This is a genomic window from Pseudomonas sp. G5001 (assembly GCF_013385475.1).
Taxonomy (GTDB): domain Bacteria; phylum Pseudomonadota; class Gammaproteobacteria; order Pseudomonadales; family Pseudomonadaceae; genus Aquipseudomonas.
In genome coordinates, this window is record NZ_JACAPZ010000015.1 from 98700 (window position 1) to 117275 (window position 18576).

Here is an 18576-nt window from a genome sequence, read left to right on the forward strand (position 1 = left end):
ACCTGCACGTTGTGTTCAGGCATAAAAAGAAAGTGCATGAACACGGCATACAGTATTTTCTGCACGCGATGAACTGCACTCAGTCAGATAATAAGTTCAACAAGATCTAGTTATAGATTTAACGTATTGCGCAGCAACGATCATCTTCTTATTGTTTTATGGACGGCCCGTTAGCCAACCAATGCAATAGCCCGTCCAAACCGCGGTCTTCCCGCTTTAGTCCCATACATCTCCTCACACCCGTCAACCACTGCTACAGAGTGCCTGCTCCTGTTGACCATACCGATCAATGATTTATCAGCAAACGCACTGACCGGAACTTCTTTCATATGCTGGCGCAAGCCCAGACGCTTGAAGCCTTCCCCGGGTCCCGTTTCGTCTTCACCGTCGTTGAGGCTGTTTATCGCGGATTGAAAGCTCCTGCCTGCAGTCCCGTCATTGTTTTCCAGCATCGCTCGCTTGGCGCTGACGGCAAATAGAAAGTGCGCATCCTTGAGCATGCCGGGATCGCGCATCGGGACAAACTTCGAGCCACGCCTGGCTTGGGCCAATTCATCCTTGCTCAAATCCAGCGCGTACCCGTCACGCATGACAATGTGATAGCCATCACCCTTGGCTTGAACAGACTTGAAGATATCGGTCGGGCTTTGACCGAACTTCGCCATCGCCGCCTTGATCGCCGAAATGGTCACGCAATTACCATCAGGGCCCTGGCGAAAACCGTTCCATATATTTGCAGGCTTGGCGCCGTTGCGCTTATCGGACAGATCAGGAAGCGGCTGCGGTGCTGGATCCGGCAGGGGTGCATCCGGCTTGGGCAGCACTGCCGGCGGGGGCGCAGGCGTTACCTTGGTCGCCACTGTATTCGCCAGTTCCTTGCCCGCCAGCAGGCCTTGCAACTGTGTAAAAAACTGGGTGAACAGTTCGAGGAGCTTTGCTAACAGCGGGGTGTCGCTGGCTGTGTTTCCAACGGTACTTTGATCGTTATTACCGAACGATGAGAGGACTTGGTTATTAACGAATACCGGCTGCACGGGAACCGATCGTCCTGGTGTGTTGCCGGTTTGCGAATGTTGATAATAGTTTCTGACCGCGCCCGCATTATTGATTTCTGAACAAGACATATAACCATCCTTCATCAAGGGCCCCCCGACGTTTTTGATCGGGAGCGCCTTGTTGAAAAAAACTGAGGAAGTGGCCGACTTACCTGCTTATCCGGCGGCCGGGATTAAACCGCCAGTCGTTGTCGAACGCTCGACGCCTGCCGCTGGTTTCGAACTCAAAGAAATCCTCAGACGGCCCTGGCGAAGTGATGTCCGGCTCCGGCTTATCCGGCTTCGGAGCATCTGGTTTAGGCGCATCCGGCTTCGGTGGGACCGGAGCGTCTGGCTTCGGCGGGACCGGCACATCGGGCTTCGGCGGAACCGGTGCATCGGGCTTCGGCGGAACCGGCACGTCTGGCTTCGGCGGGACCGGTGCATCGGGCTTAGGCGGGACCGGCTTCGTTGCATCCGGGTGAGGGCAATGGCAGTTCATCACTTGGACCGTGACGTTCACGTCGGAACTGCTCCGGGCGTTCGGCTGCACGTCCTTGCCCGATGCGGGGTCTGGCCTGCGGGGCTCTGGCAGGGGTTTAGGCGTTACCTTAACCTCGGAACTCGGGACCGCTGGATTGTTTGCTGGCTTGTCTTTCTGTACTGACACCTCAGGGTTGGTCCCGGACTTGTCCTTGAGTGCAGTGTTCAATACCGGCGAGTTGGTCTCGGCTTTGTCCTTGGCTACAGTGTTCGGCACTTGCGAGTCAGTCCCCGCCTTGTCCTTGGCCGCAGTGTCCGGCACATTCGATTTACTGTCCGCCTTATCCTTCACCGGAGTATCGCTACTCTTTTCGGGTTTAGGCAGCGGGCCAGCATCGGGTACCAACTTGGGCATCCCGCCCTGCCCGGAGAGCATGTTCCGTATGGCCTTGAATGCATATTCAAACAACTCGAACAACTTCTCGAGTGCATCCTTGTTGAAGGTGACGGTTCCATCCGTCACCACGGCGGGATTGTTTTTCAATACTGTGCCGGGCGTATTCGCCCGGATTTCGCCGGCGCTCTTGTCGACAGACTTTGGCAGGTCTGCATTCTGCTGATTGAAGTCATTAGTCAAGCGAGGGAAATTATTGACCGACAAATTAGACATAAACAAATCCTTATTCAGTGATTGCCAAAACTCCTTCAGCGGTCTGCAAACAGACCGTCCAGGTTCTGGACTGGAAACAAACCCGAGTGCTGCACACTCCCTACTTTCGTGGGTGTTGCGAGCATCGGGTTCCGAAAATCGGCCTTCACATAAGGAAATCAAATGAAAATAGAGACTTTATCCTATGGACTTTCCGTAAAACATCATGCTTACCCGGTGGTCGCCGTGGGCAAAATGGATATATCAGGCAACAGTCAGCCGTTAAGGCAAATTGATGAAATCACTCACCCACGCCAGTCATTCATATCTGTGTTATTGCGCGCGCCCCTCATACTCCAACTAACAAAACTTAAAAATATGCGCCGCTGACACCGCAAGACCCTGTAGCAAACAAGAAACTTGCTCACATATATAAAGCAATCAAAAAGCTCTAGCCACGTGCCCACAAACACTCGCTGTTAACGATCCGCGGCCTTATTTCAAGCAAAAAAAAGGGCGCCCACGGCACCCTTTCCTACTGGATTGAAACGCTTATATATATGTACTCAATTTTGCAGCGCAACCGAATCAGGCACCCCTAACAATCGTCCTACCTGCTCCAGGTCGGTTTCCCGCCGCATCAGCGTAAATAGTTCAACTGCTTCGGGATAGTTGCGGGTCAGCATCGCCAGCCATTGCTTCAAGCGTCCCGGCGCCTGGCGCTCGGTCAATTGCTCAACGGATTGCCGCCAGAATTCCTGGAGCATGGGTTGCATCTGCGCCCAAGTCATCTCGACCACCTCTTCCCCGGCCCGCGCGGCAGCAATCTGCCGGGCCAGGTCGGGACGAGCCACCAGGCCGCGACCGAGCATGATGTCTTCGACACCACTGATTTCGCGACACCGCCGCCAGTCTTCAACGCTCCAGATATCACCGTTGGCGAACACCGGCACCTTGACCACCTCTTGCACACGCGGGATCCACTCCCAGTGCGCCGGAGGTTTGTAGCCGTCAGCCTTGGTGCGGGCATGCACCACGATATGCGCTGCGCCGCCTTCGGCCAGGGCCGTGGCGCACACCAGGGCACCGTCGGGGCTGTCGAAGCCCAGGCGCATCTTGGCCGTGACGGGAATATGTGCCGGCACCGCACGCCGTACGTGTTCGACGATCTGGTTAAGCAGCTCCGGCTCCTTGAGCAGCACCGCACCGCCACGGGACTTGTTCACGGTCTTGGCCGGGCAACCGAAGTTGAGGTCAACCACCTGAGAGCCCAGCTCACACGCCAGGGCTGCGTTTTCCGCCAAACACACCGGGTCTGAACCGAGTAACTGCACACGCAGCGGCACGCCGGCAGCGGTCTTGGCACCGTGCAGCAACTCAGGGGCGAGTTTGTGGAAATAGGCAGGCGTCAGCAGGCGGTCGTTGACCCGGATGAACTCGGTCACGCACCAATCAATACCACCGACCCGGGTCAGCACGTCCCGCAGGATGTTGTCGACCAACCCCTCCATGGGCGCCAAAGCAATTTGCATGGAAAACACTCAACGAAAAACGTGGCGCAGTTTACTGGTTTCAGACGCTGGCAGGTAATTCGCCATGCAGCGCAGGGCCATAACCCTCAAGAAATTCCGACGGCATGCGCTTGGGCTTGCCGCTGGACAGTTCGATGCAGACAAAGGTGGTTTGCGCTCGCAGCAAGGTAGCGCCATCACGCGGGCGTACCAGCTGGAAGCGTCGGGTCATTTTCAGGCGCTGGTCCCAGTCGACGATCCAGGTCGCCAACTGCAGCTCATCGCCCTCGTAACCGGCGGCGAGGTAATCGATCTCATGACGCACCACGGCCATCGCGCGATCCAGCCTGCGGTACTCGCTAAGGTCCAGCCCCAGGCGCTGGGAATGGCGCCAGGCGCAGCGTTCGAGCCAGGACACGTAAACGGCGTTGTTGGCATGCCCCAGACCGTCGATGTCTTCGGCACCGACCTGCAGATCAATGATAAACGGCGTTGCCAAATCCCAGCCCATGGGGTGCTCCCGGTCGATTAATGTCGGCGGCGAGCAGTGTAACCCATGGCTCAGGCGGTTTGGCGCTCCGGCACGTGGCGGCCGGCCAGCAGCGCCAGCACGCCTTCGATCACACGCGGATCCGCCAGCACTTTCTGGTGCCCGCCCTGCTCCAGGCGCAGCAGGCGGCTGTCGAACCAGGCGTCATGGATGACCTGGCAAGCCTTGACCGAGACGAAGGTATCGTCTTCGGCATGCACGATCAGGCCCGGGATATTCATTTGATAGTGGGCGACATCGAGGTGCTTGAGAGGCATGCCCATCGTCAGCTCGACCTCCTGGATAAACGCCGAACGCGCTCGCGCCGGCAAACCGACCATGCCGGCAAAGCCGCGCAGTACGTCGAGAAACCGCGAGGGTGCGGCGATACTGACCAACGCCTTGGTGCGCAAGCCCAACTGCACCGCCAACATCGCGCTGGCCCCACCCATGGAGTGACCGACAACCGCATGCAGCGGTGGCAGTTCGGCAGCCGCTTCCAGCATGGCACGGGCAAACAGCAGCACATGGGCTTCGCGCCCCGGCGAACGCCCGTGGGCCGGGCCGTCCAGCGCAACCACCGAATAACCCGCGTCCACCAATGCGCTGATCAGGCTGGCGAATTGCGTCGGGCGCCCTTCCCAGCCGTGCATCAACAGCACCGCAGGGCCCTGGCCCCACTTCAGCGCCGACAGGCCGAAACGCAAAGTGATGCGCTCGGACTGCGCCAGCAGCGGCAGCTCCCAGTCACGGGGCGGCAAATCGCGAGGCGTCATGAACACCCGACGCATCTTGCTGGCCACCGTTTGCGGCGCCAGCCGGCCCAAGGTGCCATTGACGCCACGAATCCATTTCAACGTGCCCATCGCTCATCCCTCAGGCCAGAAGCCGTTCTTAACGCACTGCGGACTTGGCCGCACGCAATACACGATCCGATAACTCACCCGGGCCCAGGGCGCGGGCCAGCGACAAACCGCCGATCATCAGCGCCATGTCGGCCAGGGCCTTGTCGGTGTCTTCCGGGCTGGCGGCCAGCTGTGCTGCCATCAGTTCGCAGTGTTCGTTCAAGGCCTGGCGAAATTCGTCCGGCAGGCGGCTCATCTCGCCCACGGTGGACGGGATCGGGCACGCCTGGCTGGTGGAGTCACGGTGCTTGCGCGACAGGTAGAATGCTGCGACCAGCGCGCGACGCTCTTCACCGGTCAGCGAGGAGTCCATGTCATCGACGGCGGCGCGACGCCGGGCCAGCAACTCGGTGAAGGCCTCCAGCATCAGTGCGTCCTTGCTTTCAAAGTGCGCGTAGAAACCGCCGACGGTAAGCCCCGCCGCGCCCATGACTTCGCCCACACTCGGCTCGGCCGGGCCGCGTTGTACCAGGGCGGCGCCGGCAGCTTGCAGAATGCGTTCGCGGGTTTGCGCTTTTTTATCGTTCATCGTTGCCTCCGAATCTCATGCTTCGAATATTATTACCATAATAATATTTCGCAAGCCACAGGCATGACCATTGGTCAGAAGAACATTCAGGGAAAAAGGAAGGAGGATTGGCCAAACGCCAGACAAACAAAAGGGCCATTCAATAATTGAATGACCCTTCAAAATCCCGCAGAGCGGGTAATCGTGGCGTCCCCTAGGGGACTCGAACCCCTGTTACCGCCGTGAAAGGGCGGTGTCCTAGGCCACTAGACGAAGGGGACACAAACCTTCTGTACAACTGATCAGCGCTGAGAACTGATCGAATTCAAGGACGGTGTGGCCAGACCTTGAACCTGTAAATTGGTGGAGCTAAACGGGATCGAACCGTTGACCTCTTGCATGCCATGCAAGCGCTCTCCCAGCTGAGCTATAGCCCCGGATTTTTCGCCTCGCGGCGCAGCAGACCTTTCGAACTGCTTGTTGAAACTGGCGTCCCCTAGGGGACTCGAACCCCTGTTACCGCCGTGAAAGGGCGGTGTCCTAGGCCACTAGACGAAGGGGACACAAACCTTCTATACAACGTGATCAGGCTGAGTCTGATCGAATTCAAGGACGGTGTGGCCAGACCTTGAACCTGTAAATTGGTGGAGCTAAACGGGATCGAACCGTTGACCTCTTGCATGCCATGCAAGCGCTCTCCCAGCTGAGCTATAGCCCCTCGTCGGTGAGGACGGGGCGAATCTTAATGGCGTATTCGAAACGTGTCAAATTTATTTTCAACAATTTTCAAAATTTTTTGCCGAGATAACAATCACTTACCGAGCAAACCCCGGAAAACCGGGGTTTGGCCGTTACAACAGCGTGCTTAAGCGATAGCGCCCAGCAGCTTTTCCCATTCCTTGTTTTCTTTCTTCGACACACCACCAAGCAAATCAAGGGCTTGGCGCAGACGGAAGCGAGTCAGGTCCGGGCCCAGAATTTCCATCGCATCGAGCACCGACACCGAACTCGCCTGCCCGGTGATCGCGGCAAACATCAGCGGCATCGCATCGCGCAATTTCAGCTCCAGGGATTCAACCACCGCCTGGATAGTCGCGGTAATCGCCTCCTTCTCCCACTGGCGCAGGCTTTCGAGCTTCCACAGGATCAACTGCATCAACTGGCGAACCTGGTCACCCGAGAGTTTCTTCGACTCAAACAGCTTCACGTCCGGGTTCACGCCACCGGCAAAGAAGAAACTCGCCAACGGTGCGACCTGGCTGAAGGTCTCCACCCTGCCCTGCACCAGCGGCGCGATCTTCATCATGTACTCGGGGTTCAACGCCCATTTCTGCACGCGGCTGGCGAACTCTTCCACCGGCAGGTCACGCAGCCACTGGCCGTTGAGCCACGAGAGTTTCTCGATGTCGAAGATCGGCCCACCCAGGGACACGCGGGACAGGTCGAAGTTATCGACCATTTCCTGCAACGAGAACTTCTCGCGCTCGTCCGGCATCGACCAGCCCATGCGGCCCAGGTAGTTGAGCATCGCTTCGGGCATGAAGCCCATGCGCTCGTAGAAGGTCACCGAGGTCGGATTCTTGCGCTTGGACAGCTTGCTCTTGTCCGGGTTACGCAGCAGCGGCATGTAGCACAGCTGCGGTTGTTCCCAGCCGAAGTACTCGTACAGCAGGATCAGTTTCGGCGCCGATGGCAGCCACTCTTCGCCACGCAGTACGTGGGTGATGCCCATCAGGTGGTCGTCCACCACGTTGGCCAGGAAGTACGTCGGCAGGCCGTCAGTCTTCATCAGCACTTGCATGTCCATGCGGTCCCACGGGATCTCGACGTCACCGCGCAGCATGTCCGGCACCACGCACACGCCTTCGCTCGGCACCTTCATGCGGATAACGTGCGGCTCGCCGGCGGCCAGGCGCCGGGCCACTTCTTCCTTCGACAGCAGCAGTGCGCGGCCGTCATAGCGCGGGGTTTCGCCACGGGCCTGCTGCTCGGCGCGCATCTGGTCCAGCTCTTCGGCGGTGCAGAAGCACGGGAAGGCGTGGCCCATGTCGACCAGTTGCTGGGTGTACTGCTTGTAGATGTCGCTGCGCTCGCTCTGGCGATACGGGCCGTGGGGGCCACCGACGTCCGGGCCTTCAGCCCAGGTAATGCCCAACCAGCGCAGGGCATCGAAAATCTGCTGTTCCGACTCGCGCGTGGAGCGCAGTTGATCGGTGTCTTCGATCCGCAGGATGAATTCACCGCCATGCTGCTTGGCAAAGCAGTAGTTGAACAAGGCGATGTAAGCAGTACCTACGTGGGGATCCCCAGTAGGCGATGGCGCGATGCGCGTGCGGACGGTGGTCATGGCGGGTCTCGAATTGGCGATAAAACTGAAAATGAAACAAGGGGCGAATGGTAACAGCCCCAAGCCCTTGGGCTCCAGCGTGGGGAGGCGAACAAAGGGCATATGAGACAAGCTCCGGTCTCAAGTCTCGACATGGCTATTTGCCAGACCGTTCGCTGGCTATATTCCATTACCTTTTGTCGACGACATCATCGCCATGCCTGCCCCGCTCAAACGCCGCCTGTTTATCTTCCTGTTTATCGTGGTCCTGATCGCCGCGGGCTTTTTCGCTCAGTGGTTCTTCAAGGGCCGTTTTTATGAAAGCACCGACAACGCCTACGTCCAGGGCGAGATCACCCGGGTCTCCAGCCAACTGGGTGCGCGCATCGTCGAGGTGCTGGTGGGCGACAACGAGCACGTGGAAAAAGGCCAACTGCTGGTCAAGCTCGAAGGCGACGACTTCCACCTCGCCGTCGACCGCGCCAACGCCGCCCTGGCCATGCGCGAAGCCGAGCGCGTGCAGGCCCAGAGCAAACTGACCCAGCAAGCCAGCCTGATCGCCGCCGGTGCAGCCAAGGTCTCGTCCAGCCAGGCCACCCTCGGCCGCTCGCAGATCGACCTGAACCGCGCACAAACCCTGCGCAAACCCGGCTATGTCTCCGAAGAACGGGTCACCACCCTCGACGCCGACAACCACATCGCCCGCTCCCAGGTGACCATGGCCCAGGCCGACCTGCAGGGCCAGCGCCAGCAGGTCAACGCCCTGAACGCCGAGATCAAGCGCCTCGACGCGATGATCGCCAACGCCAGGACCGACCTGGCCCAGGCCGAACTGAACCTGACCCGCAGCGAAATCCACGCGCCCATCAGCGGCCTGATCGGCCAGCGTGCCGCACGCAACGGTCAATACGTACAGGCCGGCGCCTACCTGCTGTCGATCGTCCCGGACCAGGACATCTGGGTGCAGGCCAACTTCAAGGAAACCCAGATCGGCCATATGCAGCCTGGGCAAAAAGCCGAGCTGACATTCGACGCCTACAGCGATACTCCAATCGAAGGCCGCGTGGCCAACCTGTTCGGCGCTTCCGGCGCGCAATTCAGCCTGCTGCCGCCGGACAATGCCACGGGCAACTTCACCAAAGTCGTACAACGGATTCCGGTCAAACTGACCTTCGCCACCGACAACCCGCTGCAGGGCAAAATCCGCCCGGGCATGTCGGTGACGGTCAAAGTGAACATCCAAGACCCGCACGATGGCCGGTGATCAACTGCTGCCGCCGGTAGGCGAACCGAGCCGGCGCGACTGGATCGCGGTCATGAGCGTGATGCTCGGCGCCTTCATGGCAGTGCTCGACATCCAGATCACCAACTCGTCCCTCAAGGACATCCAGGGCGCGCTGTCGGCCACCCTGGAAGAAGGTTCGTGGATTTCCACCTCCTACCTTGTGGCCGAAATCATCATGATCCCCCTCACCGCCTGGCTGGTGCAGCTGCTGTCGGCGCGTCGGCTGGCGGTGTGGGTCTCGGGCGGGTTCCTGATCGCCTCGCTGATGTGCTCCATGGCCTGGAGCCTGGAAAGCATGATCGTATTCCGCGCGCTGCAGGGCTTTACCGGCGGCGCGCTGATCCCCCTGGCGTTCACCCTCACGCTGATCAAGCTGCCCGAACATCACCGCGCCAAAGGCATGGCCATGTTCGCCATGACCGCCACCTTCGCCCCGTCCATCGGCCCGACCATTGGCGGCTGGCTCACGGAAAACTGGGGTTGGGAATACATCTTCTACATCAACATCCCACCGGGCCTGATCATGATCGCCGGGCTGCTGTACGGCCTGGAGAAAAAGGACTCCAACTGGGACCTGCTCAAAAGCACCGACTATCTTGGCATCGTCACCATGGCCGTGGGCCTTGGGTGTTTGCAGGTGTTTCTGGAAGAAGGCCATCGCAAGGACTGGCTGGAGTCGAACCTGATTGTCAGTCTGGGCACCGTCGCTCTGTTGAGCTTGATCACCTTTGTGATCGTGCAGATGTCCAAGCCCAACCCGCTGATCAACCTGCGGATCCTCGGCAATCGCAATTTCGGGCTGTCGAGTATTTCGAGCCTGGGGATGGGCGTGGGGTTGTATGGCTCGATTTATCTGCTGCCGCTGTACCTGGCGCAGATCCAGAACTACAACGCCCTGCAAATCGGCGAAGTGATCATGTGGATGGGGGTTCCGCAGCTGTTTTTGATTCCGCTGGTGCCCAAGCTGATGAAGTACGTGTCGCCCAAATGGCTGTGTACGCTGGGGTTCGGGCTGTTCGGGTTGGCGAGTTTTTCATCGGGGGTGCTGAACCCGGACTTTGCCGGCGACCAGTTCAACCGCATCCAGATCATCCGTGCGCTGGGGCAGCCGTTGATCATGGTGACAATTTCGTTGATTGCCACGGCATACATCATGCAGAAGGACGCGGGGTCGGCGTCGAGCCTGTTCAATATTTTGCGAAACCTGGGCGGGGCGATCGGGATTGCGTTGCTGGCGACGCTGCTGGATGCACGCACCAAGACCTACTTTGATTACCTGCGTGAGGCGATTGTGCCGACCAATCCGCAGGTGGCAGAGCGCATGGCCAGGCTGACGGAGACGTTTGGGAGTGAGACGGCGGCGTTGGGCCAGTTGAGTGAGATAGCGCATCAGCAGGCGCAGATCATGGCCTATAACGATGCGTTCCATTTTGTAGGGTTGGCGTTGGGGATCAGTATGGTGGCGATCTTGTTGACCAAGGCGTTGCCGGCGGGGCTTAAGGCTGGGGAAGCCCACTGAAATAACCTGTGGCGAGGGAGCTTGTTGTGGCGAGGGAGCTTGAAGATCGTTCCCACGCTCTGCGTGGGAATGCCTCACTGGACGCTCCGCGTCCGCTCTTGGGACGCAGAGCGTCCCGGGCTGCTTTCCCACGCAGAGCGTGGGAACGATCATCAGACCGCCAGTAACCGCTCCCGCAACTTGCCGATCTCATCGCGCATCTGCGCCGCCGCTTCAAACTCCAGATCCCGCGCCAGCTGGTACATCTTCTCTTCCAACTGACGAATACGCTTGGTGATCTCGCTCGGCGAACGCAATTCCGCTTCGTACTTGGCATTCTCCTCCGCAGCCTTGGCCATGCCCTTGCGCTTCTTGCTGCGCGAACCCGGCACGGTGGCGCCTTCCATGATGTCGGCCACGTCCTTGAACACACCCTTCGGCGTGATGCCATGCTCCAGGTTGTAGGCAATCTGCTTGTCGCGACGACGCTCGGTCTCGCCAATCGCCCGTTCCATGGAACCGGTGATCCGGTCCGCATACAGAATCGCCCGGCCATTCAGGTTGCGCGCCGCCCGGCCAATGGTCTGGATCAACGAACGCTCAGACCGCAGGAAGCCTTCCTTGTCCGCATCCAGAATCGCCACCAGGGACACTTCCGGCATATCCAGGCCTTCACGCAGCAGGTTGATCCCCACCAGCACATCGAACGCCCCCAGGCGCAGGTCGCGGATGATTTCCACGCGCTCCACGGTGTCGATGTCCGAGTGCAAATAGCGCACGCGCACGCCGTGGTCGGCCAGGTAATCGGTCAAGTCTTCGGACATGCGCTTGGTCAGCGTGGTGACCAGCACCCGCTCCTCCAGGGCCACGCGCTTGGTGATCTCCGAGAGCAAGTCATCCACCTGGGTCAGCGCCGGGCGGATTTCGATTTGCGGGTCCACCAGGCCGGTCGGGCGCACCAGTTGCTCAACTACCCGCCCGGCATGTTCGGCCTCGTAGTTACCCGGCGTGGCCGAGACAAAAATCGTCTGCGGGCTGATGCCTTCGAACTCGTCAAAACGCATCGGCCGGTTATCCAGCGCCGATGGCAGGCGGAAGCCGTATTCCACCAGGGTCTCTTTACGGGAACGGTCACCTTTGTACATCGCGCCCACCTGCGGCACGCTGACGTGGGACTCGTCGATCACCAGCAAGGCATCGTCCGGCAGGTAATCGAACAAGGTAGGTGGCGCCTGCCCGGACTCGCGGCCCGAGAGGTAGCGCGAGTAGTTTTCGATGCCGTTGCAGTAGCCCAGTTCGAGGATCATCTCCAGGTCGAAGCGGGTGCGCTGTTCCAGGCGCTGGGCTTCCACCAGCTTGTTGTTGGAACGCAGGTATTCCAGGCGCTCCACCAGCTCAGCCTTGATGCCCTCGATGGCGCCCATCAGGGTTTCGCGCGGGGTCACGTAGTGGCTTTTCGGGTAGAAGGTGAAGCGCGGCAGCTTGCGGATCACTTCGCCGGTCAACGGGTCGAAGGCCGACAGGCTCTCGACTTCATCGTCGAACAGCTCGATGCGGATCGCTTCCAGGTCGGATTCCGCCGGGTAGATATCGATCACATCGCCGCGCACGCGGAAGCTCGCCCGGGCGAAGTCTATGTCGTTGCGGGTGTATTGCAGGCTCGTCAGGCGACGCAACAGTTCGCGCTGGTCGAGTTTGTCGCCGCGGTCGACGTGCAGCACCATCTTCAAATAGGTTTCCGGGCTGCCCAGGCCGTAGATGCACGACACCGTGGTGACGATGATCGCGTCCTTGCGTTCCAGCAGCGCCTTGGTCGCCGAGAGTCGCATCTGCTCGATGTGGTCGTTGATCGAGGCGTCTTTCTCGATAAAGGTGTCGGAGGACGGTACGTAGGCTTCGGGCTGGTAGTAGTCGTAGTAGGAAACGAAGTACTCCACCGCGTTGTTCGGGAAGAACGCCTTGAACTCGCCATACAACTGCGCGGCCAGGGTCTTGTTCGGCGCCAGCACCAGGGTCGGGCGGTTCACCTGGGCGATCACGTTGGCGATGCTGAAGGTCTTGCCGGAGCCGGTCACGCCGAGCAAGGTCTGGTGCGCGAGGCCGGCCTCAATGCCTTCGACCATCAGGCGGATGGCTTCCGGTTGATCGCCGGCGGGCTCGAAGCGGGTGACTAGCTGGAAATCCGACATAACGTACCTCTTGAGTCACCCCGGGGCCGGAAAAAGCAACGGGGACGAAAAAGACCGCGACCCGCGACTGTTCGGCGCAGGTTGCAGGAAAAAACCATGATAGCTGTAGAAGTGGAGGCGAATGTGACGGGTTTCAAGGCAATCGTCCTACATGCCGTTGGTCACCCATGTTGCAATAAGACTAACGGTCGGTAAATAAACCGAAAAACTTGGCCGAAAAGCCGTTTCGGCTGTCGCCGTGAGCAGTGATGGCCTCTATACTAGCTCCCCGTTTGTGCACCGCTCTAGTGCATTCGGCTGGAGCGCGACACGTCCCTCCACTCTCTATAGAGCTGCCGCAAAAATGAGCCTGTTCTCCGCTGTCGAAATGGCACCACGCGATCCAATCCTGGGCCTCAACGAAGCATTCAACGCCGATACCCGAACCACCAAGGTGAACCTTGGCGTGGGCGTTTACTGCAACGAGGAGGGGAAGATTCCACTCTTGCGTGCCGTTGCCGAAGCGGAAGCCATTCGCGTGGCGCAACACGCCGCCCGTGGCTACTTGCCGATCGACGGTATTGTCGCCTACGACCAGGCCGTGCAAAAGCTGCTGTTCGGCGAGCAATCGCCGCTGATCAGCTCCGGCCGCGTCATCACCGCCCAAGCGGTCGGCGGCACCGGCGCCCTGAAAATCGGCGCTGACTTCCTCAAGCAACTGCTGCCCAACGCCGTCGTCGCCATCAGCGACCCGAGCTGGGAAAACCACCAGGCGCTGTTCGAAAAAGCCGGCTTCCCGGTGCAAACCTATCGTTACTACGACGCCGCCACCCACGACGTAAACCGCGCCGGCCTGCTGGAAGACCTCAACGCCCTGCCGCCACAGTCCATCGTCGTGCTGCACGCCTGCTGCCACAACCCGACCGGCGTCGACCTGAGCCCGGCCGACTGGCAACAAGTGCTGGACGTGGTTAAGGCGAAAAACCTCGTGCCGTTCCTCGACATGGCCTACCAGGGCTTTGGCGACGGCATCGACGAAGACGCCGCTGCGGTGCGCCTGTTCGCCGAGTCGGGCCTGACCTTCTTTGTGTCCAGCTCGTTCTCCAAGTCGTTCTCGCTGTACGGCGAGCGCGTGGGCGCCCTGTCCATCGTCACCGACTCCAAGGAAGAAAGCGCGCGCATCCTGTCCCAGGTCAAGCGTGTGATCCGCACCAACTACTCCAACCCGCCGACCCACGGCGCGGCGATCGTGGCAGCGGTGCTGAACAACCCTGAGCTGCGCGCCCAGTGGGAAGCGGAACTGGCGGAAATGCGCCTGCGTATTCGCGGCATGCGCGAGCAGATGGTGGCTGACCTGGCCAAGGCTGCTCCGGGCCACGACTTCAGCTTCGTCGGTCGCCAGCGTGGGATGTTCTCCTACTCCGGCCTGAGCGTTGAACAAGTGACACGCCTGCGTAGCGAGTTTGGTATCTACGCGCTGGATACCGGCCGTATCTGTGTGGCGGCGTTGAACCAGAAAAACATTGATGCAGTGACCAAGGCCATCGTTCAGGTGCTGTAAGCCTGTTGTGATGCAAAAAAAGGGGAAGCCAATGGCTTCCCCTTTTTCATTCTGAAAACCGCGCCCCCTGTGGCGAGGGAGCTTGCTCCCACTGGGATGCGAAGCGGCCCCAAAACCTGCCACCGTGAACTTTATGAATGAATGCGGTGCCTGAACTGGGGCTGCTGCGCAGCCCAGCGGGAGCAAGCTCCCTCGCCACAGGGTGGGTGGTTTGCCTTCAAGAGCGGGTGTTCAGCCCCTAAAAATTCGCTGCTTTCAGTCCGCTGCCCCTAGACTGACAGCAAGACAGTCCCTTCCCCTTGAGTATCCTATGAGAAACGACGACCTGGACCTGCGTGCCGACCGCGACGAACTGGACCACTTCACCCCGCGCCCACCACCCGCCAAGCGCCAGAAAAGCCTGGTGCTGCAAGTCGCGCTCGGCGTATTCCTCGGTGGTTTGGCCTTATGGCTGGTGCAACTGGGCGCCGGCGCCCTGATGGCCAAGCTGGCCATGGGCACCTTCCAGTTCGGCGGCTGACAAAGATCAAATGTGGGGGCCGTCGAGCTTTAGCGAGGCCGCGATAGCGGTGGGTCAGGCACCCTCAATGTCGACTGTGCCGACGCCTTCGCAGCCTCGCTGAAGCTCGACAGCTCCCACAGGAGATCTACTCCCGCCTTCAGTCCGCGCTCGTATGGTTGGTGCAACTCGTGCAAGCAGACACCTGCAATTTGGCGGCTGACAAAGACCAAATGTGGGAGCCGTCGAGCTTCAGCGAGGCCGCGATAGCGGTGGGTCAGGCACCCTCAATATCGACTGTGCCGACGCCTTCGCAGCCTCGCTGAAGCTCGACAGCTCCCACAGGAGATCTACTCCCGCCTTCAGTCCGCGCTCGTGTGGCTGGTTCAACTCGATCCAAGCAGTCCCCCTGCAATTTGGCGGCTGACAAAGATCAAATGTGGGAGCCGTCGAGCTTTAGCGAGGCCGCGATAGCGGTGGGTCAGGCACCATAAATGTCGACTGTGCCGACGCCATCGCAGCCTCGCTGAAGCTCGACAGCTGCTACGGCTACGATGCCAGGGCCAGGCCACGCTCTTCCAGCAACTGCACAAAACTGTTCAGGCTCTGCGACACCGTACCCCGGCGCCAGATCAGCCAGGTATTCAGAATCCGGAACGTATCGGTCAGCGGCCACACACTCACCGCCGTAAACCCCGGCATGCTCTCCAGCATGCTCCGCGGCATCAGCGCCAACCCGGCACCGGCACTCACACACGCGAGCATCCCGTGGTAGGACTCCATCTCAAAGATCTTCCCCGGCACCGCGCCATCCTGTGAAAACCAGCGCTCGAAGTGATGCCGGTACGAACAGTTCGAACGAAACGTGTAGATGCTCTCCCCGCTCACATCCCGCCCCCGGGTGATCGGCGCGTGATGCAACGGCGCAATCACCACCATCTCCTCCTCGAACACCGCCACGCCCTCCAGCGTCGCGTGCAACACCGGCCCATCGACAAACGCCGCCGCCAGCCGCCCCGACAACACACCCTCGATCATCGTGCCGGACGGCCCGGTGGTCAGGTCCAGCTCAACCTTGGCGTGCTTCTGGTTATACGCCGCGAGCAATGCCGGGATGCGCACCGCCGCCGTACTCTCCAGCGAGCCCAACGCAAACGCGCCCTGGGGCTCCTCCCCCGCCACCGTCGCCCGGGCCTCTTGCACCAGGTCGAGAATGCGCCGCGCATACCCGAGGAAATTCCACCCGGCCGGCGATAACCGCAGCCGGCTCTTCTCGCGAATAAACAAGTCCACGCCCAGGTCCTGCTCCAATTGCTTGATCCGCGTGGTCAGGTTCGACGGCACGCGATGGATCAATTGCGCTGCAGCGCTGATGCTGCCTTGCTCGGCAACGGCTTTGAAAATTTCCAGCTGGACCAGATCCAAGTCATTCTCCAAACGTGAACGTATTGCTTAATATTATTCAGTTTCCGAAAAAGATACAGCCCCGTACGCTGGCGTCCATCCCATTCACTGCGCAGGACGGTGCCATGAACTCCATTTCCTCCCAGACCCACGCGTTGTCGATCAACCCCGCCAACGGTGAAACGGTCGCCAGCTACCCGTACGAAACCGAGGCGCAGCTGGATGCCGCCCTCACCCGCTCGATCAACGCCTTCCGCAACGGGCGCAATACCCCCGTCGCCCAGCGCGCCGAATTACTGCTGGCCCTGGCCAGCACCCTGCGCGACCAGGCCGAAGAAATGGCCCAGATGATCACCCTGGAAATGGGCAAACCCATCGCCCAGGCCCGTGGCGAAATCGAAAAATGCGCGCAACTCGCCGAGTGGTACGCCGCCCACGGCCCAGCCATGCTGGCCCCGGAAGCCACCCTGGTGGACAACGGCACCGCCCAGATCGAATACCGCCCGCTGGGCCCGATCCTCGCTGTAATGCCGTGGAACTTCCCGGTGTGGCAAGTGCTGCGCGGCGCGGTGCCAACCATGCTCAGCGGCAACACCTACGTGCTCAAGCACGCGCCTAACGTGATGGGCAGCGCGTACCTGATGAAACAAGCCTTCCAGCGCGCCGGCTTCGCCGATGGCCTGTTCGAAGTGATCAACGTCACCCAGGACGGCGTGTCCAAAGCCATCGCCGACCCGCGCATCGCCGCCGTGACCCTCACCGGCAGCGTGCGCGCCGGCATGGCCATCGGTTCCCAGGCCGGGGCCGCGCTGAAAAAATGCGTACTGGAGCTGGGCGGTTCCGACCCGTTCATTGTGCTCAACGACGCCAACCTCGACGAAGCCGTGCAAGCCGCCCTGATCGGCCGTTTCCAGAACTCCGGCCAGGTGTGCGCCGCCGCCAAGCGCCTGATCATCGAAGAAGGCGTGGTGGAAGCCTTCACCGCCAAATTCCTCGAAGCCAGCCGCAACCTGGTGATGGGCGACCCGACTGCCAGCGAGACCTACATCGGGCCGATGGCCCGGTTCGACCTGCGGGACGAACTCGACGGCCAGGTCCAGGCCACCCTGGCCGAAGGCGCCACCCTGCTGCTGGGCGGCAACAAAGTCGAAGGCGCGGGCAACTATTACGCCCCCACCGTGCTGGCCAACGTCACCGACCAGATGACCTCGTTCAAACAGGAACTGTTCGGGCCGGTCGCCTCCATCATCACCGCCCGCGATGCGGACCACGCCGTGGCCCTCGCCAACGACAGTGAGTTCGGCCTGACCGCCAGTGTGTTCACCACCGACCCGCAGAAGGCACGCAGCATCGCCAACCAACTGGAAACCGGCGGGATCTTTATCAACGCCTACAGCGTGTCCGATCCCCGGGTCTCGTTTGGGGGTGTGAAAAAGAGCGGCTTCGGGCGGGAGTTGTCGCACTTCGGTGTGCGGGAGTTCTGCAACGCGCAGACCGTGTGGCTGAACCGCCGCTAAGGCAAGCGCTGCAAACGATGGCCCGCCCTGCGGGTCATCGTGCTGTCTGGTTCAGCACCGTCACGTACGCACCGAACATATCCGCCATGGCGTCCGCATAGGCGGTGATTTGCGCCTCGGTGCGCGGGCTTCCCGAGAATTCCTTCGCCACCGAACTGAAGGTGGTGGCGATCAAATCGCAGGCCAGGGCGCGGGTGGCTTCAGGCACCTGCGGCAGCAGTTCCAGCATGAACGCCTGGAAAATCTGTTGCCCTTCTGCGCGAACCTCATGGGCTTCGGGCGCATCACGGTACAGTGGCGCGGCGTCGCTCAGGGCGACGCGCATCTGCGCCTCCTCACATTCCGAACGAATAAACGCATGCACCAACGCCCGCAAGCGCTCAAGGGCCGGCTGGCTTACGTCCTGCAGAATGCGGCTGAGCATCTGCGAGGTTTGCTGCCACTCATCCGTCTGCAGCCGAAACAGGATGGCCGCCTTGTTGGGAAAGTACTGGTACACCGACCCCACGCTGACACCGGCCTTTTCCGCGACACGGGCGGTGGTGAAACGGCTGGCACCTTCCTTGGCCAAAACCTGAATAGCCGCTTCGAGAATGGCCGACACCAACCCGGTGGATCGCGCCTGTTTGGGCTCTTTGCGTGAGGAAATCTGCGAGGTCTGGCGATCGGTCATGGGGCGTTCCTGCTGCCGTTGGAATG

16 protein-coding genes and 4 tRNA genes are annotated in these 18576 nt (G+C 60.4%); 6 read left to right on the plus strand and 14 right to left on the minus strand.

Going from position 1 to position 18576, the window contains the following annotated elements; genetic code table 11:
- Positions 1–170: 170 nt before the first annotated feature.
- Both HX805_RS13905 and HX805_RS13910 read right to left on the minus strand, forming a co-directional pair.
- On the minus strand, positions 171–1124 hold the full coding sequence (locus tag HX805_RS13905) for a hypothetical protein (protein WP_218167347.1): 954 nt from the start codon (positions 1122–1124) through the stop codon (positions 171–173).
- 79 nt (positions 1125–1203) lie between these two features.
- The gene (locus HX805_RS13910; RefSeq protein ID WP_177116941.1) at positions 1204–2187 is read right to left on the minus strand and encodes an adhesin; all 984 of its coding nucleotides are present in this window, start codon (positions 2185–2187) and stop codon (positions 1204–1206) included.
- Positions 2188–2349: 162 nt separating this feature from the next.
- Between HX805_RS13910 and HX805_RS13915 the strand changes: the two genes are divergently transcribed.
- The gene (locus tag HX805_RS13915; protein ID WP_134326072.1) at positions 2350–2556 is read left to right on the plus strand and encodes a hypothetical protein; all 207 of its coding nucleotides are present in this window, start codon (positions 2350–2352) and stop codon (positions 2554–2556) included.
- 176 nt (positions 2557–2732) lie between these two features.
- Here HX805_RS13915 and HX805_RS13920 read toward each other — a convergent pair whose 3' ends face one another.
- The 9 genes from HX805_RS13920 to gltX form a co-directional block, all read right to left on the minus strand.
- Complete coding sequence (locus HX805_RS13920; protein ID WP_003214454.1) at positions 2733–3698, minus strand: tRNA-dihydrouridine synthase; 966 nt, start codon at positions 3696–3698, stop codon at positions 2733–2735.
- Between the two features lie 40 nt (positions 3699–3738).
- Positions 3739–4188: a thioesterase family protein gene (locus tag HX805_RS13925; RefSeq protein WP_177020871.1), complete on the minus strand. Its 450-nt coding sequence runs from the start codon at positions 4186–4188 to the stop codon at positions 3739–3741.
- A gap of 50 nt (positions 4189–4238) precedes the next feature.
- Positions 4239–5072: an alpha/beta hydrolase gene (locus HX805_RS13930; RefSeq protein WP_102368520.1), complete on the minus strand. Its 834-nt coding sequence runs from the start codon at positions 5070–5072 to the stop codon at positions 4239–4241.
- A 28-nt stretch (positions 5073–5100) separates the two neighbouring features.
- A complete protein-coding gene (locus HX805_RS13935) occupies positions 5101–5640 on the minus strand; it encodes a TetR/AcrR family transcriptional regulator (protein ID WP_003214462.1) in 540 nt (179 codons plus the stop codon).
- Positions 5641–5824: 184 nt separating this feature from the next.
- Positions 5825–5900, minus strand: a tRNA-Glu gene (locus HX805_RS13940).
- A gap of 80 nt (positions 5901–5980) precedes the next feature.
- Positions 5981–6056, minus strand: a tRNA-Ala gene (locus HX805_RS13945).
- A gap of 50 nt (positions 6057–6106) precedes the next feature.
- Positions 6107–6182, minus strand: a tRNA-Glu gene (locus HX805_RS13950).
- Positions 6183–6261: 79 nt separating this feature from the next.
- Positions 6262–6337, minus strand: a tRNA-Ala gene (locus tag HX805_RS13955).
- Positions 6338–6484: 147 nt separating this feature from the next.
- The gene (gltX, locus tag HX805_RS13960) at positions 6485–7966 is read right to left on the minus strand and encodes a glutamate--tRNA ligase (protein ID WP_177040487.1); all 1482 of its coding nucleotides are present in this window, start codon (positions 7964–7966) and stop codon (positions 6485–6487) included.
- Positions 7967–8162: 196 nt separating this feature from the next.
- On the opposite strand from gltX, the gene HX805_RS13965 reads away from it, so the two are divergent.
- Positions 8163–9209: an HlyD family secretion protein gene (locus HX805_RS13965; RefSeq protein ID WP_102368518.1), complete on the plus strand. Its 1047-nt coding sequence runs from the start codon at positions 8163–8165 to the stop codon at positions 9207–9209.
- Positions 9199–10749, plus strand: coding sequence for an MDR family MFS transporter (locus HX805_RS13970; protein WP_177116942.1), 1551 nt, complete (start codon positions 9199–9201; stop codon positions 10747–10749). Before HX805_RS13965 ends, HX805_RS13970 begins: the two co-directional genes overlap by 11 nt.
- Before the next feature lie 152 nt (positions 10750–10901).
- Here the strand turns inward: HX805_RS13970 and uvrB are convergent, their stop codons facing one another.
- The gene (gene uvrB / locus HX805_RS13975; protein WP_003214470.1) at positions 10902–12917 is read right to left on the minus strand and encodes an excinuclease ABC subunit UvrB; all 2016 of its coding nucleotides are present in this window, start codon (positions 12915–12917) and stop codon (positions 10902–10904) included.
- Positions 12918–13260: 343 nt separating this feature from the next.
- Between uvrB and HX805_RS13980 the strand changes: the two genes are divergently transcribed.
- Positions 13261–14457, plus strand: coding sequence for an amino acid aminotransferase (locus HX805_RS13980; protein WP_177116943.1), 1197 nt, complete (start codon positions 13261–13263; stop codon positions 14455–14457).
- A 310-nt stretch (positions 14458–14767) separates the two neighbouring features.
- Positions 14768–14977, plus strand: coding sequence for a hypothetical protein (locus HX805_RS13985; protein ID WP_017478782.1), 210 nt, complete (start codon positions 14768–14770; stop codon positions 14975–14977).
- A 528-nt stretch (positions 14978–15505) separates the two neighbouring features.
- On the opposite strand, the gene HX805_RS13990 is transcribed toward HX805_RS13985, so the two are convergent.
- Positions 15506–16381, minus strand: a complete 876-nt coding sequence (locus HX805_RS13990; RefSeq protein WP_003214475.1) for a LysR family transcriptional regulator — start codon at positions 16379–16381, stop codon at positions 15506–15508.
- Between the two features lie 104 nt (positions 16382–16485).
- On the opposite strand from HX805_RS13990, the gene HX805_RS13995 reads away from it, so the two are divergent.
- Entirely contained in the window at positions 16486–17877 is a 1392-nt protein-coding gene (locus HX805_RS13995) for an aldehyde dehydrogenase family protein (RefSeq protein ID WP_177116944.1), read from the plus strand.
- A 34-nt stretch (positions 17878–17911) separates the two neighbouring features.
- On the opposite strand, the gene HX805_RS14000 is transcribed toward HX805_RS13995, so the two are convergent.
- Positions 17912–18550, minus strand: a complete 639-nt coding sequence (locus tag HX805_RS14000) for a TetR family transcriptional regulator (RefSeq protein WP_177048505.1) — start codon at positions 18548–18550, stop codon at positions 17912–17914.
- Positions 18551–18576: the final 26 nt, after the last annotated feature.

What these genes read in the sequence shown, in the direction of transcription:
- HX805_RS13905 (WP_218167347.1), bottom strand. Translation starts at nt 1,124, where the DNA reads ATGTCTTGTTCAGAAATCAATAATGCGGGCGCGGTCAGAAACTATTAT.
- HX805_RS13910 (WP_177116941.1), bottom strand. Translation starts at nt 2,187, where the DNA reads ATGTCTAATTTGTCGGTCAATAATTTCCCTCGCTTGACTAATGACTTC.
- HX805_RS13915 (WP_134326072.1), top strand. Translation starts at nt 2,350, where the DNA reads ATGAAAATAGAGACTTTATCCTATGGACTTTCCGTAAAACATCATGCT.
- HX805_RS13920 (WP_003214454.1), bottom strand. Translation starts at nt 3,698, where the DNA reads ATGCAAATTGCTTTGGCGCCCATGGAGGGGTTGGTCGACAACATCCTG.
- HX805_RS13925 (WP_177020871.1), bottom strand. Translation starts at nt 4,188, where the DNA reads ATGGGCTGGGATTTGGCAACGCCGTTTATCATTGATCTGCAGGTCGGT.
- HX805_RS13930 (WP_102368520.1), bottom strand. Translation starts at nt 5,072, where the DNA reads ATGGGCACGTTGAAATGGATTCGTGGCGTCAATGGCACCTTGGGCCGG.
- HX805_RS13935 (WP_003214462.1), bottom strand. Translation starts at nt 5,640, where the DNA reads ATGAACGATAAAAAAGCGCAAACCCGCGAACGCATTCTGCAAGCTGCC.
- gltX (WP_177040487.1), bottom strand. Translation starts at nt 7,966, where the DNA reads ATGACCACCGTCCGCACGCGCATCGCGCCATCGCCTACTGGGGATCCC.
- HX805_RS13965 (WP_102368518.1), top strand. Translation starts at nt 8,163, where the DNA reads ATGCCTGCCCCGCTCAAACGCCGCCTGTTTATCTTCCTGTTTATCGTG.
- HX805_RS13970 (WP_177116942.1), top strand. Translation starts at nt 9,199, where the DNA reads ATGGCCGGTGATCAACTGCTGCCGCCGGTAGGCGAACCGAGCCGGCGC.
- uvrB (WP_003214470.1), bottom strand. Translation starts at nt 12,917, where the DNA reads ATGTCGGATTTCCAGCTAGTCACCCGCTTCGAGCCCGCCGGCGATCAA.
- HX805_RS13980 (WP_177116943.1), top strand. Translation starts at nt 13,261, where the DNA reads ATGAGCCTGTTCTCCGCTGTCGAAATGGCACCACGCGATCCAATCCTG.
- HX805_RS13985 (WP_017478782.1), top strand. Translation starts at nt 14,768, where the DNA reads ATGAGAAACGACGACCTGGACCTGCGTGCCGACCGCGACGAACTGGAC.
- HX805_RS13995 (WP_177116944.1), top strand. Translation starts at nt 16,486, where the DNA reads ATGAACTCCATTTCCTCCCAGACCCACGCGTTGTCGATCAACCCCGCC.
- HX805_RS14000 (WP_177048505.1), bottom strand. Translation starts at nt 18,550, where the DNA reads ATGACCGATCGCCAGACCTCGCAGATTTCCTCACGCAAAGAGCCCAAA.